General features: G+C 63.1%; 23 protein-coding genes. 10 read left to right on the forward strand and 13 right to left on the reverse strand.

Annotated elements, in window-relative coordinates:
* The first annotated feature begins 120 nt into the window (after positions 1-120).
* Positions 121-981, forward strand: coding sequence for an SDR family NAD(P)-dependent oxidoreductase (locus AB6N07_RS08460; RefSeq protein WP_370677365.1), 861 nt, complete (start codon positions 121-123; stop codon positions 979-981).
* 501 nt (positions 982-1482) lie between these two features.
* On the forward strand, positions 1483-2004 hold the full coding sequence (locus tag AB6N07_RS08465; protein ID WP_370677366.1) for a DUF4136 domain-containing protein: 522 nt from the start codon (positions 1483-1485) through the stop codon (positions 2002-2004).
* A 284-nt stretch (positions 2005-2288) separates the two neighbouring features.
* On the opposite strand, the gene AB6N07_RS08470 is transcribed toward AB6N07_RS08465, so the two are convergent.
* Together AB6N07_RS08470 and AB6N07_RS08475 are read right to left on the reverse strand one after the other, a co-directional pair.
* Positions 2289-3701, reverse strand: coding sequence for a PepSY-associated TM helix domain-containing protein (locus AB6N07_RS08470; protein ID WP_370677367.1), 1413 nt, complete (start codon positions 3699-3701; stop codon positions 2289-2291).
* A 108-nt stretch (positions 3702-3809) separates the two neighbouring features.
* A complete protein-coding gene (locus AB6N07_RS08475) occupies positions 3810-4190 on the reverse strand; it encodes a DUF2946 family protein (protein WP_370677368.1) in 381 nt (126 codons plus the stop codon).
* A 174-nt stretch (positions 4191-4364) separates the two neighbouring features.
* Between AB6N07_RS08475 and AB6N07_RS08480 the strand changes: the two genes are divergently transcribed.
* Entirely contained in the window at positions 4365-5210 is an 846-nt protein-coding gene (locus AB6N07_RS08480; protein WP_370677369.1) for an SDR family NAD(P)-dependent oxidoreductase, read from the forward strand.
* A 153-nt stretch (positions 5211-5363) separates the two neighbouring features.
* On the opposite strand, the gene AB6N07_RS08485 is transcribed toward AB6N07_RS08480, so the two are convergent.
* Complete coding sequence (locus AB6N07_RS08485) at positions 5364-6281, reverse strand: aminoglycoside phosphotransferase family protein (protein WP_370678207.1); 918 nt, start codon at positions 6279-6281, stop codon at positions 5364-5366.
* Positions 6282-6718: 437 nt separating this feature from the next.
* Between AB6N07_RS08485 and AB6N07_RS08490 the strand changes: the two genes are divergently transcribed.
* Positions 6719-7507, forward strand: coding sequence for a DUF3800 domain-containing protein (locus AB6N07_RS08490; protein ID WP_370677370.1), 789 nt, complete (start codon positions 6719-6721; stop codon positions 7505-7507).
* A 203-nt stretch (positions 7508-7710) separates the two neighbouring features.
* Positions 7711-8319, forward strand: a complete 609-nt coding sequence (def, locus tag AB6N07_RS08495; RefSeq protein ID WP_370677371.1) for a peptide deformylase — start codon at positions 7711-7713, stop codon at positions 8317-8319.
* Here def and AB6N07_RS08500 read toward each other — a convergent pair.
* Positions 8316-8714, reverse strand: coding sequence for a VOC family protein (locus AB6N07_RS08500; protein WP_370677372.1), 399 nt, complete (start codon positions 8712-8714; stop codon positions 8316-8318). The two genes, def and AB6N07_RS08500, sit on opposite strands and share 4 nt — an antisense overlap.
* Before the next feature lie 86 nt (positions 8715-8800).
* On the opposite strand from AB6N07_RS08500, the gene AB6N07_RS08505 reads away from it, so the two are divergent.
* A complete protein-coding gene (locus tag AB6N07_RS08505) occupies positions 8801-9385 on the forward strand; it encodes a TetR/AcrR family transcriptional regulator (protein ID WP_370677373.1) in 585 nt (194 codons plus the stop codon).
* 476 nt (positions 9386-9861) lie between these two features.
* On the opposite strand, the gene AB6N07_RS08510 is transcribed toward AB6N07_RS08505, so the two are convergent.
* Positions 9862-10305, reverse strand: coding sequence for an Lrp/AsnC family transcriptional regulator (locus AB6N07_RS08510; protein ID WP_370677374.1), 444 nt, complete (start codon positions 10303-10305; stop codon positions 9862-9864).
* Between the two features lie 137 nt (positions 10306-10442).
* Here AB6N07_RS08510 and AB6N07_RS08515 point away from each other — a divergent pair, with 137 nt between their 5' ends.
* The 4 genes from AB6N07_RS08515 to dinD all read left to right on the forward strand — a co-directional run bounded on the left by AB6N07_RS08515 (position 10443) and on the right by dinD (position 15109).
* Entirely contained in the window at positions 10443-11492 is a 1050-nt protein-coding gene (locus AB6N07_RS08515) for an ornithine cyclodeaminase (protein WP_370677375.1), read from the forward strand.
* A 2-nt stretch (positions 11493-11494) separates the two neighbouring features.
* On the forward strand, positions 11495-12424 hold the full coding sequence (ctlX, locus tag AB6N07_RS08520; protein ID WP_370678208.1) for a citrulline utilization hydrolase CtlX: 930 nt from the start codon (positions 11495-11497) through the stop codon (positions 12422-12424).
* A 151-nt stretch (positions 12425-12575) separates the two neighbouring features.
* Positions 12576-13595, forward strand: a complete 1020-nt coding sequence (locus AB6N07_RS08525) for a GSU2403 family nucleotidyltransferase fold protein (RefSeq protein ID WP_370677376.1) — start codon at positions 12576-12578, stop codon at positions 13593-13595.
* A 173-nt stretch (positions 13596-13768) separates the two neighbouring features.
* On the forward strand, positions 13769-15109 hold the full coding sequence (gene dinD / locus AB6N07_RS08530) for a DNA damage-inducible protein D (RefSeq protein WP_370677377.1): 1341 nt from the start codon (positions 13769-13771) through the stop codon (positions 15107-15109).
* A gap of 54 nt (positions 15110-15163) precedes the next feature.
* Here the strand turns inward: dinD and AB6N07_RS08535 are convergent, their stop codons facing one another.
* The 8 genes from AB6N07_RS08535 to AB6N07_RS08570 form a co-directional block, all read right to left on the reverse strand.
* Positions 15164-16126 (reverse strand): arginase family protein, encoded by a 963-nt coding sequence (locus AB6N07_RS08535; protein WP_370677378.1) that lies wholly within the window; start codon positions 16124-16126, stop codon positions 15164-15166.
* A 34-nt stretch (positions 16127-16160) separates the two neighbouring features.
* Positions 16161-16853 carry an ABC transporter permease gene (locus AB6N07_RS08540; RefSeq protein ID WP_370677379.1) on the reverse strand — a complete coding sequence of 231 codons (693 nt, stop codon included), beginning with the start codon at positions 16851-16853 and terminating at the stop codon, positions 16161-16163.
* Positions 16850-17521, reverse strand: a complete 672-nt coding sequence (locus tag AB6N07_RS08545; protein WP_370677380.1) for an ABC transporter permease — start codon at positions 17519-17521, stop codon at positions 16850-16852. The genes AB6N07_RS08540 and AB6N07_RS08545 overlap by 4 nt, the downstream gene beginning before the upstream one ends.
* A 153-nt stretch (positions 17522-17674) precedes the next feature.
* A complete protein-coding gene (locus tag AB6N07_RS08550) occupies positions 17675-18442 on the reverse strand; it encodes a transporter substrate-binding domain-containing protein (RefSeq protein WP_370677381.1) in 768 nt (255 codons plus the stop codon).
* 164 nt (positions 18443-18606) lie between these two features.
* Positions 18607-19377: an ABC transporter ATP-binding protein gene (locus tag AB6N07_RS08555; protein ID WP_370677382.1), complete on the reverse strand. Its 771-nt coding sequence runs from the start codon at positions 19375-19377 to the stop codon at positions 18607-18609.
* Positions 19378-19581: 204 nt separating this feature from the next.
* Entirely contained in the window at positions 19582-20472 is an 891-nt protein-coding gene (locus tag AB6N07_RS08560; RefSeq protein WP_370677383.1) for a LysR substrate-binding domain-containing protein, read from the reverse strand.
* A gap of 129 nt (positions 20473-20601) precedes the next feature.
* Positions 20602-21114 carry a hypothetical protein gene (locus AB6N07_RS08565; RefSeq protein ID WP_370677384.1) on the reverse strand — a complete coding sequence of 171 codons (513 nt, stop codon included), beginning with the start codon at positions 21112-21114 and terminating at the stop codon, positions 20602-20604.
* Between the two features lie 111 nt (positions 21115-21225).
* Positions 21226-21813 (reverse strand): TetR/AcrR family transcriptional regulator, encoded by a 588-nt coding sequence (locus tag AB6N07_RS08570; RefSeq protein WP_370677385.1) that lies wholly within the window; start codon positions 21811-21813, stop codon positions 21226-21228.
* Positions 21814-21861 lie beyond the last annotated feature (48 nt).

Consider the following 21861-nt stretch of genomic DNA (forward strand, 5'->3'; position numbering starts at 1 on the left):
ATTGTGATCCCTGGGCAAGCGCTCTGCCTGTTCCACCCACATAACGCGCTTGTGGTGCGGCTCTGTCATTACAGACGCCCCTGCCGGGCCTATGATGGCGTGGGAGCAGGGAGGGTGATCATGCAGACCATTGTCATTACCGGGGCCAGCGACGGCATTGGCGCCGCCGCGGCCAGGCTGCTCAAGGCGCGTGGGCATTCCGTGGTGCTGGTTGGCCGTTCGAAGAGCAAGACCGAGGCGCTGGCGCGCGAGCTCGGGGCGCCGTTTCATGTCGCCAATTACGCCCGTCTCAGCGAGGTGAAGCAGTTGGCCGACGAGCTTGGCACCTACCAGCGGATCGACGTGCTGGCCAACAATGCCGGCGGCATCATGGGCGCGCGGGAGATCACGCCGGACGGCTTTGAGAAGACGTTCCAGGTGAACCACCTCGCCGGCTTCCTGCTGACCCGGCTGTTGATCGACAAGCTGGTGGCGAGCCGTGCCAAGGTGATCCAGACGACGAGCATGGCCGCCAACCTCTGGGGCAAGGATTTCGACCTCTCCGATCTTGGCAACGAGCGCGATTACACGCCGACCAAGGCCTACGGCCGGGGCAAGCTGGAGAATATCCTGTTCACCCGCGAGCTCGACCGACGGTACCGCGACAGCGGCCTCTCGGCGGTGGCCTTCCATCCCGGCGTGGTGCGCTCGAACTTCGCCTCGCAAACCAACCACTTCATGCGCTTCTTCTATCACTCGCCGCTCAAGTACTTGTTCACCATCAGTTCGGGGGCGAGTGCCCGGCGCCTTGTGGCGCTCATCGAGGGAACGCCCGGCAAGGATTGGCAGCCCGGCGCGGTCTACGACAAGCGCAAGCCGCTGCCGGTGGCCTTCAAGGATGATGGAACGGTGGCGCGGGCGCTGTGGGAGAAGAGCGAGGACATGGTGAGGCGGTTTTGGCGTGATGAGCAAGATATCGACCGATCGTTCCATTCGGCCTGAGGTCCTCTGCCTGCGCAGAGGAGGACAGCTTGATGTGAAGGCTCATAATCAGCTAATGTCTTGTTTCATATATATAAATTACCTGTCATCCTCTGCGCAGGCAGAGGACCTCGGGATGAGAAGGTGGCTTGGGATGTATCCGGCTCCCGAGGTGCTTGGCGCCCGATATCAACTGCTCGCTCCATCCTGCCTGAGATGAAGGGGCAGGGCTGGCCGGCCCCTTTATATGGCTCAACTGAGGGCGTGTTGCTGGCCGTGCCATCGGCACCGCAGAAGCGGGGGTCCTTGAAGAGACAAGAGCGGCCTAGTCCAAACTTTTCTGGAGCGGATAGGCTGATTTCCTGAGGTGGGCGATTTGTTGCGTGTCGTCCGCCGCAGGGGGCATTCCTGCCTGGAAACTTGGCATGTGAATTCAAGACGGCAGCGGAAGTGTCACTAGTTCCGCGCATTGACACAAGGCACACCATCCTGAAGATGTAAAAAATATACTAGGGGGTGCAAATGCTGTTGAGTCTGCGCGCGTTGGTTCCTGTCGTCATGTGCCTGGCTTTGACCGGATGCCTCACCGTCACGCATAAGGTTACGGTGTTCCATAACGTCACAAAACCGGAAACCTTCAGCATTCGGCCGGCGCTCTCCGTCGCTGGGAACCTTGAGGCCAACGCCTACGCAGATCTGATCGCGCAAAAGCTGATCGAGAAAGGCTGGTCGAAGTCCGACAAGCCGGCGGTAGACGTCCAGTTTGACTACGGTCTCGACAGTAGCCAAAGCTTCGGCAGGCCCGGCACCGCCAACTATCACCATTGGCTCTACACCAAAAAGCTGAGGGTCTGGATTGACGGGAAGGCAACGAAGACGCGTATTTACGACGGCACCGCCCTCAACGGCGGTCCGTCTTCGCACTTCGATCCCTCCGTACGCTGCCTGGTCAATGCTTTGTTCAAGGATTTCCCAGGTGAGTCCGGACAGACTAACATAGTCAACGTCAGCGGCGGTTGTTACGACGACAAAAGCAAGAAATGAGCTGAGTGTTTTTGGAAATTGCACACTCCCAAGTTTAAGCCTTTGGTGGGTTGCTATGTCTAGAGCTTCTCCGGTGAATTAGGGTTCACTCAAAAAGCTCTATCTCTTTTTCAAGGCGCAGTTCCGGACGCAAAACCGGTTCCCACTTTTGCTGGGACGGCTCTGGTACTTCCCGCGCAAGACCAGTTTTCTTTGATTCAGCGCAATTTAGGCGCGAAAATCGGTTTCGACCGATGCTGAATCGCTCCAGCGATAGGGGCCGGGATGACCGGCCCCCATCTCATTCAGCTCAGCACGCGCTTCAGGAAGGGCACGCGCGACAGCACAAGGAAGTCGGCGGCCAGCACGGCGAGCAGGGTCAGGCCGGCCAGCGGGAAGGCGAAGGAGACCGCCAGAATCACCAGCGCCGCGCCCTTGGAGAAGGGCACCTCGGCCGGCAGCGGCGGCGCGGCGAGCCGGGCGGCGCCTGAGGGACGGCGCTGCCACCACATGACCACGCCGGAGACGGCGATGAAGATCACCGTCAGGCAGAAGGCCGTGTTGAAGGCGACGTTGGCCCAGCCGAAATCGCCTTCGTGCAGGGGAATGCCGACGGCCATCGCCTTGCCGGCCAGCGAGTAATCGGCAAAGCGGATATCGGCGAGGATCTTGCCGGTGTAGCGGTCGATATGCACGGTGCGATCGTTGGTGACGTCGTGGGAATCCTTGCTCATGGTGTCGCGCGAGATGGTCCAGACGCCGCTGTCGCCGGCCGGCAGGTTCGCCTGCATGCGACCTTCGAAGCCGAGCGAGCGGGCGGTGGCGACCACGCTGTCGAGGGTGATGGCCTCGCCCATCGGCATGGCCATGGTGCCGGCGTCCGAGCCGGACATCGGCATCGGCGTTTCCTCGAGCGCCCAGGGCACTTCCTTCTCGCCGCCGTGGTTCATCGCGGCGTGGGTGGTATCCGACAGCGGCACGTTGTCGAACTTGCCGGCCGGGAAGGTGCTCCAGGCCTGCACGTAGCGCTCGCCCCAGATGCCGGCCCAGGACAGGCCCGACACCAGGAACAGCGCCAGGATAAGGGTGGCATAGGCGCCGATGGTCTGGTGCAGGCTTTTCCACAGCGGCCGGCGGCGGCCCCGGAGGTCGAGCTTCAGCGCGGCGGCGGCGGTGCGGCTGCCGCGCGGCCACCACAGATAGACGCCGGTGACGATCAGCACCATGCCCAGGCTGGCGGCGATCTCGATCAGCCGGTCGCCCAGCGTGCCGATCAAGAGCGTGCCGTGGATCTTGTTGGCGATGTCGTAGAGGCCGCCGTTGCGCTGGACCTTGTGGACGACGGCGCCGGTGTAGGGATCGATCAACACGATCCAGGAATTGTCGCCCTGATCGACCCGGAAGCCGGCCACGTGGTTGGGCGCGTTTGGCGCGATGTAGGTCGAGACGGTGCCGCCCGGCACGGCGGTGGCCGCCGCGATCGCCTGCGCGCCGACGGAGACGGTGGTGGTCCCCTGGGATATGGCGGTGTTCTCGCCGTTGCGGCCGGTGAGGGTGGCCGACCACAGCATGATCAGGCCGGTGACGGCCAGCATGATCAGGAAGGGCGCGACATAGAGGCCGGCGTAGAAGTGCCAGCGCCAGACGGTGGAATAAAAGCGGCTCGACGGGCTGCGGCCGGCGGCCGGACTGGAAAAGTCCTGTGCGAGGTCGGTCATTGCGGCTGAATCCGGTATGGCCGGAGCAAGCCGCTCCGGCATGAAAAGGAAATGGATCGGGAAAGGCGGCCGAGCGCCGGGCGGCGGATGCGCCCGGATATCGCCCGGCTAGGCTTGAACCATGTCCCTTGGCGGCGCCCTCGGCTTGGCCGGCCATGCGGCGAGCGCGATGGCCGGCGCCGACCTGTCGGCCGGGCGCAGGGGCGCCTCGAGCGCGTGGAAGACGGGCAGCGGCGGCCGGCCCTCGTGGGCGGGAAGCAGGGCGGCGGCGTGGTGCTGGGCGCAGAGCGCGCAATCGGTCTTGTCGGCGTGGCCGGCGTCGGGCGCGCCTTGGCCCGTGCCGCCCATATCGGCCGAGCAGATGATGGTGCCGAAGGGCGTGTCGACGGCATAGCTCGCGGCGACATGCAGCAGCGTGCCGACGAAGAACAGGTAGGCGACGACCGCCGCCAGAGCGAACCTGATCCCCGTTTTATGCCGCGCCCGCATGAAAGCCCCCGCCATCACTGATGAAAATGCCTAGCATGAGCGAAGGGCTAGGGGAAACACCCCATGGTGATCCAACCGCTCGGGCAAAACGTATCAAACGCTGTTCCCCTGGATCACCGGCCGATACGGCGGTGCCGTGAGGGCGTAGACTGGCGGCAGCAGGGAGGACACGTCATGCAGACCATCGTCATCACCGGGGCCAGCGATGGCATCGGCGCCGCCGCCGCCCGCCAGCTCAATGCCGGAGGGCATCACGTGGTGCTGGTCGGCCGCTCCAAGGCCAAGACGGAAGCGCTGGTCAAGGAGCTGAAGGCGCCGTTCTACCTCGCCGATTACGCCAAGCTCAGCGACGTCAGGCGGCTGGCCGAGGAGCTTTCCGCCTATGAGCGGATCGATGTGCTGGCCAACAATGCCGGCGTCATCATGGGGCCGCGCGCGATCACCGAGGATGGCTTTGAGGCGACCTTCCAGGTGAACCATCTCGCCGGCTTCCTGTTGACCAAACTCTTGATGGACAAGCTGATTTCGAGCCGCGCCAAGGTGATCCAGACCTCGAGCATGGCGGCCAACGTCTGGGGCCGCAATTTCGACGTCACCGATCTCAACAACGAGCGCGGCTATTCGCCGACGGCGGCCTATGGCCGCAGCAAGCTCGAAAACATCCTGTTCACCCGCGAGCTCGACCGGCGGCACCGCGCCGACGGCATTTCGTCCGTGGCCTTCCATCCCGGCTTCGTGCGGTCGAATTTCGCCGAGGACACCACCTTCTTCATGCGCTGGTTCTATCACTCGCCGCTGCGCTTTCTCGCCACCATCAGCCCGGAGACCAGCGCCCGCCGGCTGGTGAAGCTGATCGAGGGCACGCCGGGGAAAGATTGGCAAACGGGTGAGGTCTATTCAAAAAGCAAGCCGATGGGCGTGGCCTTCAAGGACGATGGGACGGTGGCGTGGCAGCTGTGGGAGCGCAGCGAAGCGATGGTGGCGGGCCTGACCGGAAATTCACCTGGGGCGGGCATCTAGCTTAGTCTTCTGCGCTTGCCGTGCTCACGGACAGGAAGTCCGCTGCGCTCCGGTTCTCGAAGCCGTCGCCAGCTGCCGCACCCCAGCGAATTTCGGCTCAGGCCCTCGCGGGCGTGGACGCGGAAATTCACCTGGGGACGTTCGCGCCGCTGGTCAGCGCAGCAGGCCGAGCCTTGTCAGGGTGAGCCGGCATTGCTGACACAGCGGCTCGTTCTTGCCGCCGCGATAGTAGCTCAGCGCGATCACCGCGCCGTAGAGCGCCCAGGCCTTGCCGCGCAGCCAGTCGCCGTCGCTCAAATTGAGGGTTTGCCGAAACGGCTCGCGCGCCGTGGGATCGACCCATGACCATGCCGAGGCGTAGTCGGCCGCCGGGTCGCCGACCGCCGACAGGCCCCAGTCGATGACGCCGGATAGCTTGCCATGGCTGGCGATCAGATTGTCGGCCTTGAGGTCGCCATGCAGCCAGACCGGCGGCCCGGCGTGCTTTTCGGAAACGGCCGACGTCCAAAGCGCCACGGCGGCCGGGGCGTCGATTTCATCGGCGACGGCGTCGATGGATATCAGCGTGGCGACCGACATTTCCTCAAGGGCGACGCCGCGCTGGCTGTTCTGAGGACCGGCGGCGGGTACGCCCTCGGTGGGTTTGGCGCGCAGGGCTTTCAGGAATTCGGCCAGGGCAACGGCGGCGGTGGTGGGATCGCTCAGGTTCTCCGGGCTGGCGATGTCGCCGTCCATCCAGTCGAAGATGCCGAACGGGCAGTCGATGCCGAGGTTCACACGGCCGCGATGGCGCAGGGTGGGGATGGCAAGCGGCAGGCCGGAAAGGCGGGGCAGCCAATCGAGTTCCTTCTCCAGCGCCACGGCGGCGGAGGGGCGGCGTGGAACCCGCAGGACGAGCCCGTCGCCGATGCGGAACAGGGCGTTGTCGGTGCCGGTGGAATTGACGTGGTGCAGGGGCAGGTGAGCCCATTGCGGCGTCTCATTGGCGATCAGGTCGCGGATGAGGGGCTCGGTGATGGGGAGATCGTCGATGTGCATCACCGAGCTATACAATGACTCGCCGGGCGTCACCAAGGGATGCTGCCCTTGGCCCTAACATGCTGATACGGGCGGTGCGGTCTTTCAGACAAGGCTAGAATTTCTGCGACACACTCGACTGAGCTGCACTGGCGCAACGACATTTCCGTCGATGGCAATGGCGATATCCAAGCCTGTATGCTGAAGGATGGCACGCATCTCTATAACCAGTACATGGGCCTCAACAAAGCGGGTGTGGTTGCGCTCCTGTAGTCGAGGGGGCTTAAAAAACGCTCTCCATCTTAGGTCCGTGTGCCTTCAATGCGTCTGGGCGCAAGAACCAATGCCTGGATGTCGCATGATACCTTGGAATGAATTCCTCTATTCCCGTTTTATCGCCCATCGGCAGGTGCTAGATGACTATGCTCTCTGTTGGTGTGTTCAATATGTGCGCTTGCATGTGGGAGCAATAGCTGCGGGGGGGGCGATTAGTGTTTGTCTGTTATTTGGATGATAGTGATACTGATCTCGGCAGCAACATTTGTATTGGCGGCTACTACGCTAAGCTCGAAGAATGGTTGCACTTTGAGCAGGAGGTCGCATCCGTATTTTCTTCTTTTCATGTCGAGGTTTTGAGAGGAAAAGACATTATTGATGGGAAAGGTAGCTTCAAAAATTGGAGTGCCAACCGAAAAATAGAGTTTACCGAAGCTGTTTTTACTATATTGAGTAGATGCGTAATTCAGGGGGTTTCTTCCTGCGTAGACAAGAAATGGTTTAGACGAGAAAAAGATTCTGGTAGATTAGAGTACCAAAACCTATCTGCTCTGGGCCTCGCCTTTTCGGCAACAGTTGGGTCAATCGCGTATAGGGCACCTGATGGGGGAGATCCTATTAGCGAAGGCATATCGTTTTTCATTGAAACGGGGCACAAAAGCAACGGAAACATAGAGCGGCTATTTTCAAAAATTGCTGACCCAACCGGCATCCTACCACCACACAGCTCACTGACGTTTGTCGACAAAAGAAGTTGCAGAGCTATACAGGTAGCAGACATGCTGGCATTCTTTTCCAGGAAAGAAATAAATCGCGTAAATCCAAATATTCGCCCAAGAAGGGCCTCGTTTGATCACCCTATTTTCAAGGCAATGAAGCAAGGAATCCGTTATAGATTTAATCATTTGTGGGATAAACCTGGTCAGTTCGATCTGGACTGGGAAGAATTGACCGATGATAGACTCAGTCAGAGTGCCATTGTTATGTTGCCAAAACATCTGTGAACGCCAGAAAAATTGATGTACGTGCCGTCCAGGAGAGTGATTCCATCGATACGGTCGATGATCGCTGGTCGTATCAGGCTCCCCGCGTTCCCGGTGTGGGATATCTACCACTCGCCTTAAGGTAGTCGGTTTCCCCTGTGGTGTCCGATGGTTTTCTCGGTCAGAATGGGCGGGAATGACGCGATGTTCTAGGGATGACGACCATGGGCAGGTTTGATGAGAACTTTCCTTTCGGGGAGGCGCGGGTATCGATCGTCACTGGCAGCCGGACGACGTTGCAGATCGAGGAGTCGATCCTGCGCATGGTGGCCAAGCCGGTGCCCGAGGAGATGTTCGGATCGGAGACGCTGCACCGCCTCGTCGAGGAAATGTGGATGTGCATGATCGACGCGGGCGGCGTCGGCATCGCGGCGCCGCAGGTGGGCATCGCCTGGCGGCTGTTCATCGGCGCGGCCAGCAACATTCTGCCCTCGACGGTGTTCGTCAATCCGGAGGTGGAGTTTCACGGTGCCGCCGATGTGCTTGGCGAGGAAGGCTGCCTCAGCGTTCCCGGCTGGCGATCGGCCAAAGTGCTGCGCCATCCCAAGGTGACGGTGCGCTACCGCGATATGGACGGCGGGGCGCACGAGGAGACCTTCGAGGGGCTGGCGGCCCGCGTCATCCAGCACGAAAACGACCATCTCAACGGCAAGCTGTTCATCGATATCGATGCCAGCCCGGATGTCGACGATCCCCTGCGGCGGCGGGCGCTGAGGGCGATGGCCGAGATGGAGGCGAGGGCGAAGGCGGTGGCGGAAGGCGAGCGCGTTTAGCGCGACCCGAAACGCTGTCTCGCGGCCTCGGTCGCGGGCATATAGAGCGACACCGCCGTGCCCTCGGGATCGCGGAACTGGAAGGTCTTGTTGCCCCAGGGCATGATCTTCAAGTCGTGAACCAGCGCCACCTTGTCTTTCAGGCGGGCGTAGTCGGCATCGACGTCGGCCACCTGGAACTCCAAAATGGCGGTGCGATTGTGGCCCGGTTCGGCGGCGCCCTCCTGCCACAGGCCGACCGTCTCAGCGGCGCCGATGGCCAGCGTGCCGGCCGGCGTGACGATCTCGGCGAAAACCGGCGCCAGCCAGTCGGCGGCGAGGCCGGTCACCATCTCATAGAAGGACACCATGGCCTTGATATCGGCGGCGATCAGACGGGTGGAGGCGAACTTCATGATGATCTCCCTGGGTCATAAGGCCTGTGGGCATTTGCACTACGATACGGTATCGTAGCGAATAAGTCGAGAGCGCGGGGACCATGGTGAAAAAGCCACCAAGAGACGAGCAAGCCGCCGATAGCACGGACGAAAGGGTCCGCCGCTCACGGGCGGCCGTCATCGCCGCGACGGCCGAGATCTTGTTCGAACGGGGCTATTCCGGCGCCAGCGTCGATGAAATCGCCCGGCGGTCCGGCGTGGCGAAAACCACCATCTACCGGCATTGGCCGACCCGAACCGACCTGCTGCGCGACGCCTGCTCGACGATTGGCACCCCCCAGGCGGCGCCGGACAGCGGCGGCCTTGCCGGCGATATCGCCGCCTTGATGGGCGATCTCGCCCATGCGCTCAGCACGGAGAAATGGCCCTCGGTGCTGCCGTCCATCATCGATGCCGGCGAGCGCGATCCCGAGATGGCCGAGATGTATCGCCGCCTGCAGCAAGGCTATTCGGCGCCGTTCGAGGCGGTCCTTTCGCGAGCCGTCGGCCGGGGCGAATTGCCTGATGATACCGACGTCGCCGCGCTGGTCGCCGCGCTGATCGGCCCGCTGTTCTTCCGCCGCTGGTTCTCCCGCGAACCCCTGACCGATGCCTTCGTGGCGGAGGTGATCCGGCGGGCGGTGCGGTAGGGGGCGGATGCGGGCGGGCTTGGTTATGGAGACCGATATCGGTGGCTCGCTTCGTTCGGCCTGAGATCCTCTGCCTGCGCAGAGGAGGACAGTATTATGTGATGGATCAAAGGCTTGGCTGCCTGCGAACCTCCCTATTAGGCTGTCCTCCTCTGCGCAGGCAGAGGACCTCCGGACGAGAAGGTGCCGAGGTTCATATCCGGCTCCCCTTGGCGCTGAAGCGCCAGGGTGACGGGATATCGCCTTTGCGCGGAATGGCGCCCTGATGGGAAATTGAGTCAGGTCTGGAACCTATCCCTTTGTGCCATCAATGTAATTTCGTCATTCCGCGTGAAGGTTTAGGATAAAAGCCTGATGGGAAAAAGAGTCAGGGCCGGCAGCTATCCGGCTGTTTTGATTACATCATTTCGCCGTCCTGCGCGAGGTGCAGGATCCCGGTACGAGACGGCGCGGCGGTGGGTACAGCGCTCCCCGCCTCACACGCTGCTGAGCAGCAGGCTGGTTTCGCTGTTGGCGATGCCGTCGATCAGGCGAATTTCGCGCAACACGCGGTCGAAGTCGGACAGGCTGGCGGCGCGGATGTTGGCGACCAGATCCCAGTTGCCGTTGGTGGTGTGCAGCGAGGAGATCTCGGGGAAGCCGCGCAGCTGGCGGATCACCTGGGTGGTGGATTTGCCGATCACCTCGACCATCATCACCGCCGTCACGGCGTGGTCGTCGTAATCCTCGCGCACCCGCACGGTGAAGCCGAGCAGCGTGCCGGTTTCCAGCAAGCGCTCCAATCGGTTCTGCACCGTGCCGCGCGCCACCTTCAGCAGATCGGCCAGCTTGGCAAGCGGCGCCCGGCCGTCGGCCCTGAGCAGTGCGATGAGCCGGCGATCGAGTTCGTCGGGCAAATATTTGGCAATGATCGGTTCCATGCAAAGCTCTGGCGTTTCGTTCAATGAGGCTGAGCGATTTGTATAATGAAGCCCGCTAAATGACAACGAACTGACATTTCGATCGGCGTGGTGACAGCGATAGCATGGGGCAACCGAACAGCCGTGGAGCCCCCTCGATGAATGCGCCGTTACCCTCGGAAAAGGCCTTCGTGCCCTTCGTCAGCGTCGACAACATGCTGCGGCTGGTCAACCGGATCGGCGTCGAGCGGATGCTGGCCGAGCTGGCCGATGCCATCGAGGCGGATTTCCGGCGCTGGCCGTCGTTCGACAAGACGCCTCGCCTGGCCTCGCATTCGGCGGACGGGGTGATCGAGCTGATGCCGACCTCGGACGGCGAGGTCTACGGCTTCAAATACGTCAACGGCCACCCGCGCAACCAGAGCCGGGGCTTGCAGACGGTGGCCGCCCTGGGCCTGCTCGCCCACGTGCCGACCGGCTATCCGCTGCTCGTCTCGGAGATGACGCTGCTGACCGCGCTGCGCACCGCCGCGACGTCGGCGATGGCCGCCCGGCATCTGGCGCCGCGCAACGCCCGTACGCTGGCGGTGATCGGCAACGGTGCCCAGTGCGAATTCCAGGTGTTGGCGATGAAGGCGGTGCTCGGCATCGCGCGGGTGCGCCTTTACGACATCGATCCGTCGGCCACCGCCAAGGCGGTCCGCAACCTGACGGGACGCGGGCTGGAGGTGATCGCCTGCGCCTCGGGCAGCGAGGCGGTGGAGGGCGCCGAGATCATCACCACCTGCACCGCCGACAAGCGCTACTCGACCATATTGACCGACAACATGGTGGGGTCGGGCGTACACATCAACGCCATCGGCGGCGACTGCCCCGGCAAGACCGAGCTACACCGCGACATCCTCCTGCGTTCGGATATCTTCGTGGAATATCCGCCGCAGACCCGCGTCGAGGGCGAGATCCAGCAACTGCCGGCCGACCACCCGGTGACCGAGCTGTGGCAGGTGATCTCTGGCGCGGCGGCCGGCCGGCAGCGGGCCGAGCAGATCACCCTGTTCGACAGCGTCGGCTTTGCCATCGAGGACTTTTCGGCGCTGCGCTATGTTCGGCAGGCGATCGTCGGCACCGAGCTCTACCTCGACCTCGACATGATCGCCGACCCCGACGACCCGCGCGATCTGTTCGGCATGGTCGAGAGGGCGCGATGACCATGGCCCGATTGATGAGGCTTTCGCCGCAGGCGCCGGCCGCCGTGGTGATGGTGCGGCCGCGCCACTTCACCGTCAACACCGAGACCGCCGCCGACAACCGCTTTCAGGTGGCGGGCGACGACGACGGGCTGGCGCCGCTGGCCCATGCCGAGATCAGCCGCGCGGCTGAGCAGCTGACGGCGGCGGGCGTCACCGTGCACCTGTTCGAGGACACCGGCACCGAGACGCCGGATTCGGTGTTCCCCAACAACTGGTTTTCCACCCATGCCGGCGGCCACGTGGCCATTTATCCGATGAAGGCGCCGAGCCGCCGCCGCGAGCGGCGCGCCGACGTCATCGAGATGCTGAAGAGCCGCTATCGCGTGCAGGAGGTGATCGACTATTCCGGCCTGGAGCCGGATGGCCTGTTCCTCGAAGGCACCGGCGCCATGGTGCTCGACCATATCGACCGCGTGGCCTACGCCGTGCGCTCCGACCGCACCGACCCGATCGCGCTGGAGCGCTTCTGCACCCAGTTCAACTTCGAACCGATGGTGTTCGAAGCGCGCGATGGCGATGGCATGCCGATCTACCACACCAACGTGTTGATGTGCGTCGCCAGCGACTTCGCACTGATCGGGCTCGACATGATGACCGAGCCGGCGCGGCGGCGGGAGATCGTCGGCCGGCTGGAGCAGTCGGGCCGGCGGGTGATCGGCCTTCGCAACGACCAGATCGCCCGCTTCGCCGGCAACGCGCTGGAACTGCAAGGCCGGGAGCGGCGGCTCCTGGCGCTGTCGACCACGGCGCGCGATGCCCTCGACGCCGAGCAGATCGCCGCCATCGAAGAAAGCGCCACGCTGCTACCGCTCGACATCCCCACCATCGAGCGGGCGGGAGGATCGGTGCGCTGCACGCTGGCGGGGGTGCATCTGACGGCGCGGCATTGAGAGGGGGTGTTCATCCGCCTCGGGGCGGCGGTTGGCGCTTGTCGCGGGCGTCGCTGTTGTCGTGGCGTTGAGTGCATCACAAATGTTTTTGCTGCACACTTGCCCTTGCGTGCAGCTTATTTATATTTGATGCACACACCGAGATTATCCGATGGCCCTCATCTCCCATTCCCGTGCCGCCCAGGTTGCCTATCAGGATCTGCTGCGTCTTCATCTCGACGAGTCCGCCTCCGAGTTGATCGGCAGCATCGAGGAGCGGATGCGCAACGGGCGAGTCTACCTTTACGACAAGTTCCGCATCGGCTCGGAGATGAAGAGCCGCTATCTCGGTGAGGGGACGCCTGAGCTGCGCGCACGCCTGAACCGCGCCGTCGAGCTGAAGGTAGCGGGCGAGGAACGTCGCAGCACAATGGCCCGGCTCGCCCGCGTGTTGCGCGCCGAGGGGTTCATCGGCACAGACCGCGATACCGGCTCCCTGCTGATGGCTTTTGCCCGTTCTGGGGTCTTCCGCTTGGGCGGTACGCTGATTGGAACGGCCGCCTATGCCCTCCTTCAGGGTGATTTGGGCGTGCGCTTCGGTTCCGAAGAGTTGGCACAAACGGGCGACATCGATTTTGCAAGCTTCGAACGGCTTTCGGTCGCCCTGGGTGACGAGGTCGAAGAGAACCCCGGAGACATCTTGCGGGCGCTGAAGTTCGATCCGGTGCCCGGGATATCGGATCGGCAGGTCTGGAAATGGCGGCAGAGCAGCGGCACGGCGATGGTCGAGTTTCTGACGCCGGCTTTTGGTGATGAGAGGGTCAAGCCTCTGCCCGCGCTGGGAGTCAGTGCGCAGGCTCTCAACTATCTGAACTTTCTGATCGCCGAACCCATTCCCGCGATCGCACTCTATCGATCAGGTGTGCTGGTGCAGATTCCGCGCCCCGAGCGCTTCGCGATCCACAAACTGATCGTTGCCGACCGTCGCCAGGGCGGCCCCGATCACGCCAAGTCCCGCAAGGATCGTGGCCAGGCGGCGTTTCTGATCGAAATACTCGCTGAAGACCGACCCGACGACTTGCGTGAAGCTTATGAAGATGCGCTTTCGCGCGGCCCGCGCTGGCGCGAACGGATAACAGCAAGTCTTGCCCGACTGCCAAAGGCTGCCGAGATCCTTCGCACTCTGACGTGATGGTGCCTGTCGAAAACGTCTCCCCCAAGTCTAGCGATATGCATCCTTTGGTGGTATTTAGAACAAACAGTGTACATTTAGATCGTGGGCGCGATAATCAGGGTGAGCGCCCGCAGGGCTGAGCGAACTGGTTGCTGTGTTGAAGGCGGTGTGGCCTACAAGGAATTGATCGCATGATAGACAAACGAAGTGACAAACTGTCCAGCATGCCTTCTGACGAGGCGCTACAACGCCTAACGCAGACAGACCCGCAAGAAGTGGCCATTCTCTCCAACGCGTCCATGAAAGATGGTGAGATCGAACGGCTAATTGCCGAGTTTGAGAATGCTTCACAATTCGACGACGATGGCTTCGAGTTTTGGAGCGCCCGTACGCTCTCGCGCTTGCTCGAATATTCGGATTACAGGAATTTTCTCAATATCATCGAGAAGGCGAAAATCGCCTGTGCGAATGCCGGCCAGCTACCGGAAGACCATTTCGGTGACGTCACCGAAATGGTCGAATTAGGTAGCGGCGCCGTACGTGAAATCGATGATATGCGGCTAACTCGTTATGCCTGCTATCTGATCACGCAGAACGGTGACGCACGAAAAAAGCCAGTGGCCTTCGGACAGACCTACTTTGCAATCCAGACCCGCCGTCAGGAGCTTTCCGATCAAGCGGCCGCCGCGGTTCCCGCCTCCGAGGATGAAAAGCGTGTATTCCTGCGCAATCAAATAAAAGAACACAACATCAAGCTTTCAAGCGCTGCGAAGGATGCCGGTGTGGTTACATCGCAGGAATTCGCGATTTTCCATAGTAAGGGCTATCAAGGGCTCTATGGAAAAACGGTTCCGGAGATTCGGCGTTACAAAGGGTTGCCAGCCAGCGCTGACATTCTCGACCGCATGGGCAGTACGGAGCTTGCCGCGAACTTTTTCCGCGTCACACAGACGGAAGAAAAGCTTCGCAAAGATAAGATCCTAGGACTGAATGCCGCCTATGCGACGCATTACGCTGTCGGCCGGCAGGTCCGCGACGCTATGTTGAAAATCAGCGGGATTGCGCCTGAGGACCTCGCCGTCGCCGATAACATAAAGAATGCGGAAAAGCGGATTAAGTCCGACCGTCCCCTTCAGCCGCTTCCTCTTGAACCGGCACCAAGCCCCGCGCCCTCCCAGGTTGAGATTGCGCTTGCGGTCGAAGCCGATCCGGTCGAGGACCATCGTCCGATCGATCTGCGCAAAGATCTCTGGAAATTTGCGTTGCTGGTCATGGCGTTGCGAACGGATGGCGTGATTTCCACGAGCGACCTCATCGCCGAACTGCCGAATTACATCCACGTACCGGATGGCTCACAAGAAGCCCTCACAGGTCGTAACGACAACAAGTTCTCGCAGATCGTCAGAAACCTGAAGTCGCACAAAACGGCCAAAACCAACTTCATTTTTCAGGGCTATGCGGAAGACACCAAAGGTGGATTTCGTATTACCGCGAAGGGGCGCGAGTTCGTCAAAACGTATTTCGCTGAATAGATTCGGCGAATATCGCACCCCGCATGTAGGTTCCAAGTTTTTCAGGGAACGACTTCACCCCGCCTGCCTAGCCAGCACGCCCAGCGCGGTGGTGATGAGGCGGGCGAAGGTGAAGGCGCCGATGCCGTCGACGTCGCGTTCGGGCATGAATTCGACGAAGTCCATGGCGGCGACGCGGCCGCGCGAGGCGGCGCCCTTGATCAGGTCGACGGCCTGATAATAGCTGAGGCCGCCGGGGGCGCGACCGATGACGCCGGGGATCAGGGCGGGATCGAGGGCGTCGGCGTCGATGCAGACGATGATGTCGCTGCCCTCGGGGATCAGGTCGATGACCGCCTCGACGCCGCGCTTGCGCAACTCGTCGGCGGTGACGAAGCGGACGCCCCAGGCGAGCGCGTCTTCGTAATCGCCGGTGGAGGCCGAGCCGATGCCACGGGCGCCGACCTGGATGATGCGCTCGATGTGCGGCATTTCCGATGCCCGGCGCATGGTCGATGACAGGCCCATGCGCTCGCCCATGTGGGTGTCGCGCCAGTCGATGTGGGCGTCGATCTGCAGCACGGTGAAGCGGCGGCCGGCGGCGTGGTCGCCCACCGCCTCGATCATCGGAATGGGCACGGAATCGTCGCCGCCCAGCAGCACCGGCACGGCGCCACGGCCGAGGATGCGGCCGACGGCGTCGCGGATGGCGGCGCGGTTGGCGGCGCTGTCGGTCTCGCTGAAGGAGAGGTTGCCGCAATCGACGGGGCGGACGGCCGGCGTCGGGAACACCGGGCCGCCGTGGTCGAAATCGTGGCGGTCGACGTTGGCGGTGAGCACGCCGGTCGCTTGGCGCAGCGCATCGGGCGCGTTGCGGCAATAGGCACCGACCGAGGCGTAGGGCGTGGCGGCCGGCGCGCCGAGGATGGCGATGGGGGCGGTCAGGGCGTCGAGGTCGGCGCAGGTGGAAAGGTTGAGGAAGCTGGTGGTCTCGCTGTCGGCGCCATAGAGGGCGCCGAGGTTCGGCTTGCTGTCCAAGATAAGTCTCCGCGGAACGGGAAATGAAGGGCGGTCAGCCCATGCGTGTCGTGAGGTGCTTGCCCCAGCGGCGCTGCGCCAGCTGGAAGGCGGAGACCAGGGCGCCGGTCAGCACGAGGTAGATGCCGGCAGCCGTCACGTAGGGCTCGAACTGGATGTAGCTGGTGAGCGTGATGTTGCGCGCGACGCCGGTGGTTTCCAACAGCGTGACGGTGCTGGCGAGCGAAGTGGCGTGCAGCATCATGATCATCTCGTTGCTGTAGAGCGGCAGCGAGCGGGTGAGCATGGCTGGAATGAGAATTCGCCGGGCGGCCACCCAGTCGGACATGCCGTAGGCGCGGGCGGCCTCGATCTCGCCGCTCGGGATATGGCGCAGGCCGCCGGCGAAGATCTCGGTGGTGTAGGCTGCGGAGTTGAGCACGAAGGCGGCGAGCACGCAGACCATGGGGCTCGACAGCCACGGCCAGAAAATGCTGGCTCGCACCAGCTCGAACTGGGCGAGGCCGAAATAGATCAGGAACAGCTGCACCAACAGCGGCGTGCCGCGAAAGATCAGCGTGTAGCCGAGCACTCCGTAGCGCAGCCAGGGGCGGCGGCTGTTGCGGGCGAAGGCGAGCGGCAGCGCCAGCACGAAGGAGAGGACGAGCGAGGCCACCGTCAGCGTGACGGTGAGGCGGGCGCCCTGGGCGTAGAGCCCGAGATTTTCGGCGATGACATCCCAGTTCACAGCGTCAGCTCCCGGTGGCCGATTTCGTAGCGGCGGGCGACCAGCCCCAGGGCGACCAGCGAGGCCAGCGTCAGGAACAGGTAGAAGCCGGCGGCGACCAGATAGAAGGTGAAGGGCTTGCCGGTGGCCTCGGCGGCGCCCTTGGCGCGGAACATCACATCCTGCAGGCCGATCAGCGACACCAGCGCCGTGCCCTTGACCAGCACCAGCCAGTTGTTGGTAAAGCCCGGCAACGACAGGCGGATCATCTGCGGCAGGATGATGCGCCAGAACATGCGGCGGCGGCTGAGGCCGTAGGCGATGGCCGCCTCGATCTGCCCCTTGGGGATGCCCTGCAGGGCCGATTTGAAGGTCTCGGTCATGTAGGCGCCGAAGATCAGGCCCAGCGTGGCGGTGCCGGCGATCTCCGGCGAGAACTCGACGCGGGCGTCGATGCCGAGGGCGTCAAACGTCTGGTTGACGAAAGCGGGCAGGCTGTAGAACACCAGCAGCATGACCACGAGGTCGGGAATGCCGCGCACCACGAAGGTGTAGAGCGAGGCGACGGCGCGCAGCCCGCCGTGCCGCGACAGCTTGGCGAAGGCGGCGAGAAGGCCAAGCACCGTTGCGACGACCAGCGAGGCGAGCGCCAGCAGCAGGGTCGTCGACCCCGCTGCCAGAATGGTCATGATGAACTCGGAGACCATTAGATCCTATACCAATTCGCGAAGATGCTGACGCATCCGCTCATTGAAACCATTGCCGATTTCTCATCTGCATCAAGCGCATGAGAAATCGGCAAACGGAATACCAAGCCGCATTTTCAATGCATCTTGGTATTGTTATTCGCTGAAGTACTTGGCGTTGAGCGCCTTGAGCGTGCCGTTGTCGCGGACGATGGCGAGGCCCTTGTTGAAGGCTTCCACCAGCTCGGGGTGCTTCTTGTTGACGGCGATGGCGACACCCTCGCCGAATTCCTTGGCGTCCTTGCCGGTCAGCTCGGGGCCGGTGAGCGCGAAGTCCTTGCCGGCGTCGGTGGCAAGGAAGCCGTGGATGATCTGCGCCTGATAGCTGATGTGCAGGTCGGCGCGGCCGGCGGTCAGCTCCAGATAGGGGGCGCTGCCGGTGTCGTAGCGCTTGATGGTGGCGCTGGGGTAGTGGGCGGTGACGTAGGCATCCATCGGCGTGCCGGTCTGGACGGCGATGGTCTTGCCCGTGAGGCCCTCGGGCGTGAAGTCGACGGTGGTGCCCTTCTTGGCGACGAAGCGGAAGATCGGGTGATCGTAGATGTCGGAGAAGGCGATGACCTGCCGGCGCTTCTCGGTGACGGTCAGCTGGGAGATCAGCGCGTCATACTTGCCGTCGATCAGGCCGGGGATCATGCCGTCCCAGGCGGCGTTGAAGATGTTGCAATCGAGCTTGGCGGCGTCGCAGATCGCCCGCATCAGCTCGACGTCGTAGCCGATCAGCTTGCCGTTGGCGTCGATGGATTCAAACGGCGGGAAGGTGGCGTCGGTGGCGATGTCGATCTTGCCGTCGGCGGCGGCCACCGGGCCGGCGAAGGCGGCGAGCGCCAGGGCGAGGCAAAGCCCCTTGATCGTGGTCTTCATTGGTTTCGGTCCCTCTGGTCTAATTAGAGCGCTATTCGATCTGATTGAGTGAGATCGCGCTCTAAGTTCTTGTTTGGAAGCATCATCTTTTCGATCCTCGTTTCACTCCGGTCGGATGATGCTCCGTGGTTGCTGGCTCAGTCGTCATGTCCGGTTGATCCGGATCAGTGTTTCAGCCGTCCGGCGAGGAACTGCTGAAGGCGGGGGCTCTCGGCCCGATCGAAAATGGCGTCCGGCGTGCCCTGTTCTTCCACCTGGCCCTGGTGGAGGAACATGACGGAGGAGGAGGCGTGGCGGGCAAAGCCCATCTCGTGGGTGACCACCACCATGGTGCGGCCCTCGTCGGCCAGTGCCTGCATGACGCGCAGCACCTCGCTGACCAGCTCGGGGTCGAGCGCCGAGGTCGGCTCGTCGAACAGCATGACGTCGGGATTGACGCTGAGCGCCCGGGCGATGGCCACCCGCTGCTGCTGGCCGCCGGACAGATGCGAGGGGTATTTGTCGAGCACGTCGAAGCCCAACCCGACCTTGGCGAGATTGGCCTTGGCCCGCTCGACCGCCTCGGCGCGCGGCACGCCGAGCACGCTCATCGGCACCTCGATGACGTTGGACAGCACCGACATGTGCGACCACAGGCAGAAGTTCTGAAACACCATGGCCAGGCGGGCGCGCAGGCGCCTGAGCTGGGCGGCGTCGCTGGCGCGCAGCATGCCGTCGCGCTCGCGGCGGGTGGCGAGCACCTCGCCGTCGACGGCGATGGTGCCGGCGTGCGGCCGCTCAAGGAAATTGACGCAGCGCAGGAAGGTGCTCTTGCCCGAACCGCTGGCGCCGATGATGCTGATCACGTCGCCGGCGGCGGCGGTGAGGCTGACGCCCTTCAGCACCTCATGGTCGCCGTAGGACTTGTGAACGTCGCTGACGCTGAGTTTCAGCATTTCGATCTTTCGCTGCCTTGCCCATGGCGCTGCCTGCCGGGGCGTGCCTAAATTTGAGACAATCATGCATTTGGCGCGAATTTGCGCAAATGATGAATTTTCACCGCATACATGAACTGAGATCATGTGACGCGGCAATAAGCGGCAAACTGCGCGCGGAATAACCACCAACCAGTGATTTTCCATCAAGAATCGGTCAGTATTTTACCGGAAGTGGTCGAGCAGCCAGCGCTGGAACAGCACGGTGGCCGATCGTCGTTCGCCGGCCGTTGTGGTGATGGTGTACCAGCCGCCGACGGCATCGATGGCGGTGGGGAACGGCTTGATCAACAGGCCGCGCTTGAAGTCGATCGACGACAGCGGATCGCTGACCAGCGCCAGCCCGGTGCCGTGGATGCTGAGGTCGATGGCCATGGCAAGGTCGCTGCAATAGAGGTGGCGGGCCTGCTTTTCCACCTCGGGCACGCCGGCCTTGGCCATCCAGCGCCGCCATTCCGAGCCGTCGTCCCAATGCAGCAGGCGGGTGTGGCGGATGTCGGAGGGCTGCGTCATGGCGCCGCCGAGGCGCTCGAACAGCTGCGGGCTGCAGACGGGCGTGACGTTGACGCGCGCCAGAAGGGCCGAACGCCGGTCGGCCCAGCCGCCGGAGCCGAAGGCGATGCCGACGTCGATGTCGGGGATCTCCGGCACCAGGCGATTGTCGACCAGGCGGATGTGGCATTCGATCGACGGGTGGGTGTCGCAGAAGTCGTTGAGGTGCTTGGCCAGCCAGGTGTTGGCGAACATCGGCGGGCAGGCGATGGTGAGCGACCCGCCGGGCTCGTTCATTTCGCCGAGGTGATCGGCGGCGTCGGCGATCGACCGCAGCGAGGCCGTCACCGCCCGGGCAAAGGTGCGCCCGGCATCGGTGAGCACGATGCCGCGCCCGACCCGGATGAACAGCTCCTGGTCGAGCGCCGCCTCGAGCCGGCGCATCTGGTGGCTGACGGCGCTATCGGTGAGGTGCAGCTCGGCGGCTGCCTTGGACAGGGACTGATGGCGCGCGACGGCCTCGAATGTCCTGAGCGTGGCGAGAGGAAGGTTGCGCTGGGACACGTTGGCCGGTTCGGGAGGGGAGTGGAAGGAAGCGGGGCGCCTAGCCAAAACATGGCACGCACACGGGGGGAAGTCCATCGGAGGCGATGGACCGGCCGGCCAGCGCCTCAAGGCTGAAGGCCGCTCGCGTTATCGGTTGCCCCTTGCCGGCACGACGCGCACGGCGAGCCTGCCTTGCCGGCGCAAATAGAAGATCTGGGCCGACAGGCCGGCTATCAGCATGACCAGGAGGCTGGCCTGCGAGCCGAGAAGGAGCGGCGAACTCAGATCGGTCACGAGGGGATGGCCGTCCGGAACGCGGCGCAGGATTTCCGTGATGGTGGGCAACATCAGCAAAAACGCCGTCAGGCTGAGGAAGATCGTTTCGAGATATCTGCCGGCGCGCCCGAAAGCGGCGATGCGGCCGACGCCAAATCCGGCGAGCAGCAGCGCGAGCGTCACCGTGCCGATGACGTAGCTCACCGGCTCATGAGCGACAAGAAACACCGTCGCCGCGCCGACGAACATGAAGACGAAATAGGCGGCGCCGAGTGCCGAGCGGGGAACGATCCGCCCATGGCGGGCAAACATGTAGATGGCCAGCGGAATGGCGGGCAGGCTGCCGAGCGTGTGAACCCAGCCGATCGGTGAAATTCCAAACATGACGGTCTCCGTCGTTTCGAGGCGTGAATGCCCCTGGATATCGGGGTGCATCGCTTAGCTACCTACTGAATGGTAGGCTGTGGTCGCAAATGAACGCGTTCGGACACGCCGTTAGCGGCGGGCCGGGACCAGCCTGTCGATCAGCGGCTGGGTGACGGCGGCGAAAACCGTGGGCTCGCCGTAAGCGCGGGCAGACAGCATGGCGCCATGCACCGTGGCCATGAATACCTCGGCCTCGGCGCCGGCGGTGCCGGACAGAACGATGCTCCCCTGCCGGGCGCCCCGCTGCATGACGGAGGTCAGCCAGGCGGAAAACAGGCGAAAATAGGCCCTGACCTCCGCCATGATTTCCGGCGGCAAGGCGGGCATTTCGCTGGCCAGCAGGGCACAGACGCAGAACGGCCTCGTCCCGTCGGCGATGCAGGCCCGCCAGTAACCGGTGTAGGCGACCAGCTGATCGGCCGGCTCGGGATGATGGCGCTCCACCTCGACGACGGCCGCCTCGGCTTCCTCGCGGTAGCGCGCCACCAAGGTCCGGACCAGATCGACCTTGCTGGGGAAGTGGTGATGGATGCTCGCCTTGCGAATGCCGACGACCTCGGCGATGTCGGCGTAGCTGAACCCGTTGTACCCACCTGTGACGATGAGCGAGCGGGCGCAGCGGAGAATGTCGTCGGAGGTGGTCTTGAGTTGGCTCATGCCGTCTGTCTACCTTCTGGTAGGTAGACTGTCAAGATAGGGAGGAGT

The organism is Pleomorphomonas sp. PLEO (assembly GCF_041320595.1).
GTDB lineage: Bacteria > Pseudomonadota > Alphaproteobacteria > Rhizobiales > Pleomorphomonadaceae > Pleomorphomonas.

What these genes read in the sequence shown, in the direction of transcription:
- AB6N07_RS08460 (WP_370677365.1), top strand. Translation starts at nt 121, where the DNA reads ATGCAGACCATTGTCATTACCGGGGCCAGCGACGGCATTGGCGCCGCC.
- AB6N07_RS08465 (WP_370677366.1), top strand. Translation starts at nt 1,483, where the DNA reads ATGCTGTTGAGTCTGCGCGCGTTGGTTCCTGTCGTCATGTGCCTGGCT.
- AB6N07_RS08470 (WP_370677367.1), bottom strand. Translation starts at nt 3,701, where the DNA reads ATGACCGACCTCGCACAGGACTTTTCCAGTCCGGCCGCCGGCCGCAGC.
- AB6N07_RS08475 (WP_370677368.1), bottom strand. Translation starts at nt 4,190, where the DNA reads ATGCGGGCGCGGCATAAAACGGGGATCAGGTTCGCTCTGGCGGCGGTC.
- AB6N07_RS08480 (WP_370677369.1), top strand. Translation starts at nt 4,365, where the DNA reads ATGCAGACCATCGTCATCACCGGGGCCAGCGATGGCATCGGCGCCGCC.
- def (WP_370677371.1), top strand. Translation starts at nt 7,711, where the DNA reads ATGGGCAGGTTTGATGAGAACTTTCCTTTCGGGGAGGCGCGGGTATCG.
- AB6N07_RS08500 (WP_370677372.1), bottom strand. Translation starts at nt 8,714, where the DNA reads ATGAAGTTCGCCTCCACCCGTCTGATCGCCGCCGATATCAAGGCCATG.
- AB6N07_RS08510 (WP_370677374.1), bottom strand. Translation starts at nt 10,305, where the DNA reads ATGGAACCGATCATTGCCAAATATTTGCCCGACGAACTCGATCGCCGG.
- AB6N07_RS08515 (WP_370677375.1), top strand. Translation starts at nt 10,443, where the DNA reads ATGAATGCGCCGTTACCCTCGGAAAAGGCCTTCGTGCCCTTCGTCAGC.
- ctlX (WP_370678208.1), top strand. Translation starts at nt 11,495, where the DNA reads ATGGCCCGATTGATGAGGCTTTCGCCGCAGGCGCCGGCCGCCGTGGTG.
- AB6N07_RS08525 (WP_370677376.1), top strand. Translation starts at nt 12,576, where the DNA reads ATGGCCCTCATCTCCCATTCCCGTGCCGCCCAGGTTGCCTATCAGGAT.
- dinD (WP_370677377.1), top strand. Translation starts at nt 13,769, where the DNA reads ATGATAGACAAACGAAGTGACAAACTGTCCAGCATGCCTTCTGACGAG.
- AB6N07_RS08545 (WP_370677380.1), bottom strand. Translation starts at nt 17,521, where the DNA reads ATGACCATTCTGGCAGCGGGGTCGACGACCCTGCTGCTGGCGCTCGCC.
- AB6N07_RS08550 (WP_370677381.1), bottom strand. Translation starts at nt 18,442, where the DNA reads ATGAAGACCACGATCAAGGGGCTTTGCCTCGCCCTGGCGCTCGCCGCC.
- AB6N07_RS08555 (WP_370677382.1), bottom strand. Translation starts at nt 19,377, where the DNA reads ATGCTGAAACTCAGCGTCAGCGACGTTCACAAGTCCTACGGCGACCAT.
- AB6N07_RS08565 (WP_370677384.1), bottom strand. Translation starts at nt 21,114, where the DNA reads ATGTTTGGAATTTCACCGATCGGCTGGGTTCACACGCTCGGCAGCCTG.
- AB6N07_RS08570 (WP_370677385.1), bottom strand. Translation starts at nt 21,813, where the DNA reads ATGAGCCAACTCAAGACCACCTCCGACGACATTCTCCGCTGCGCCCGC.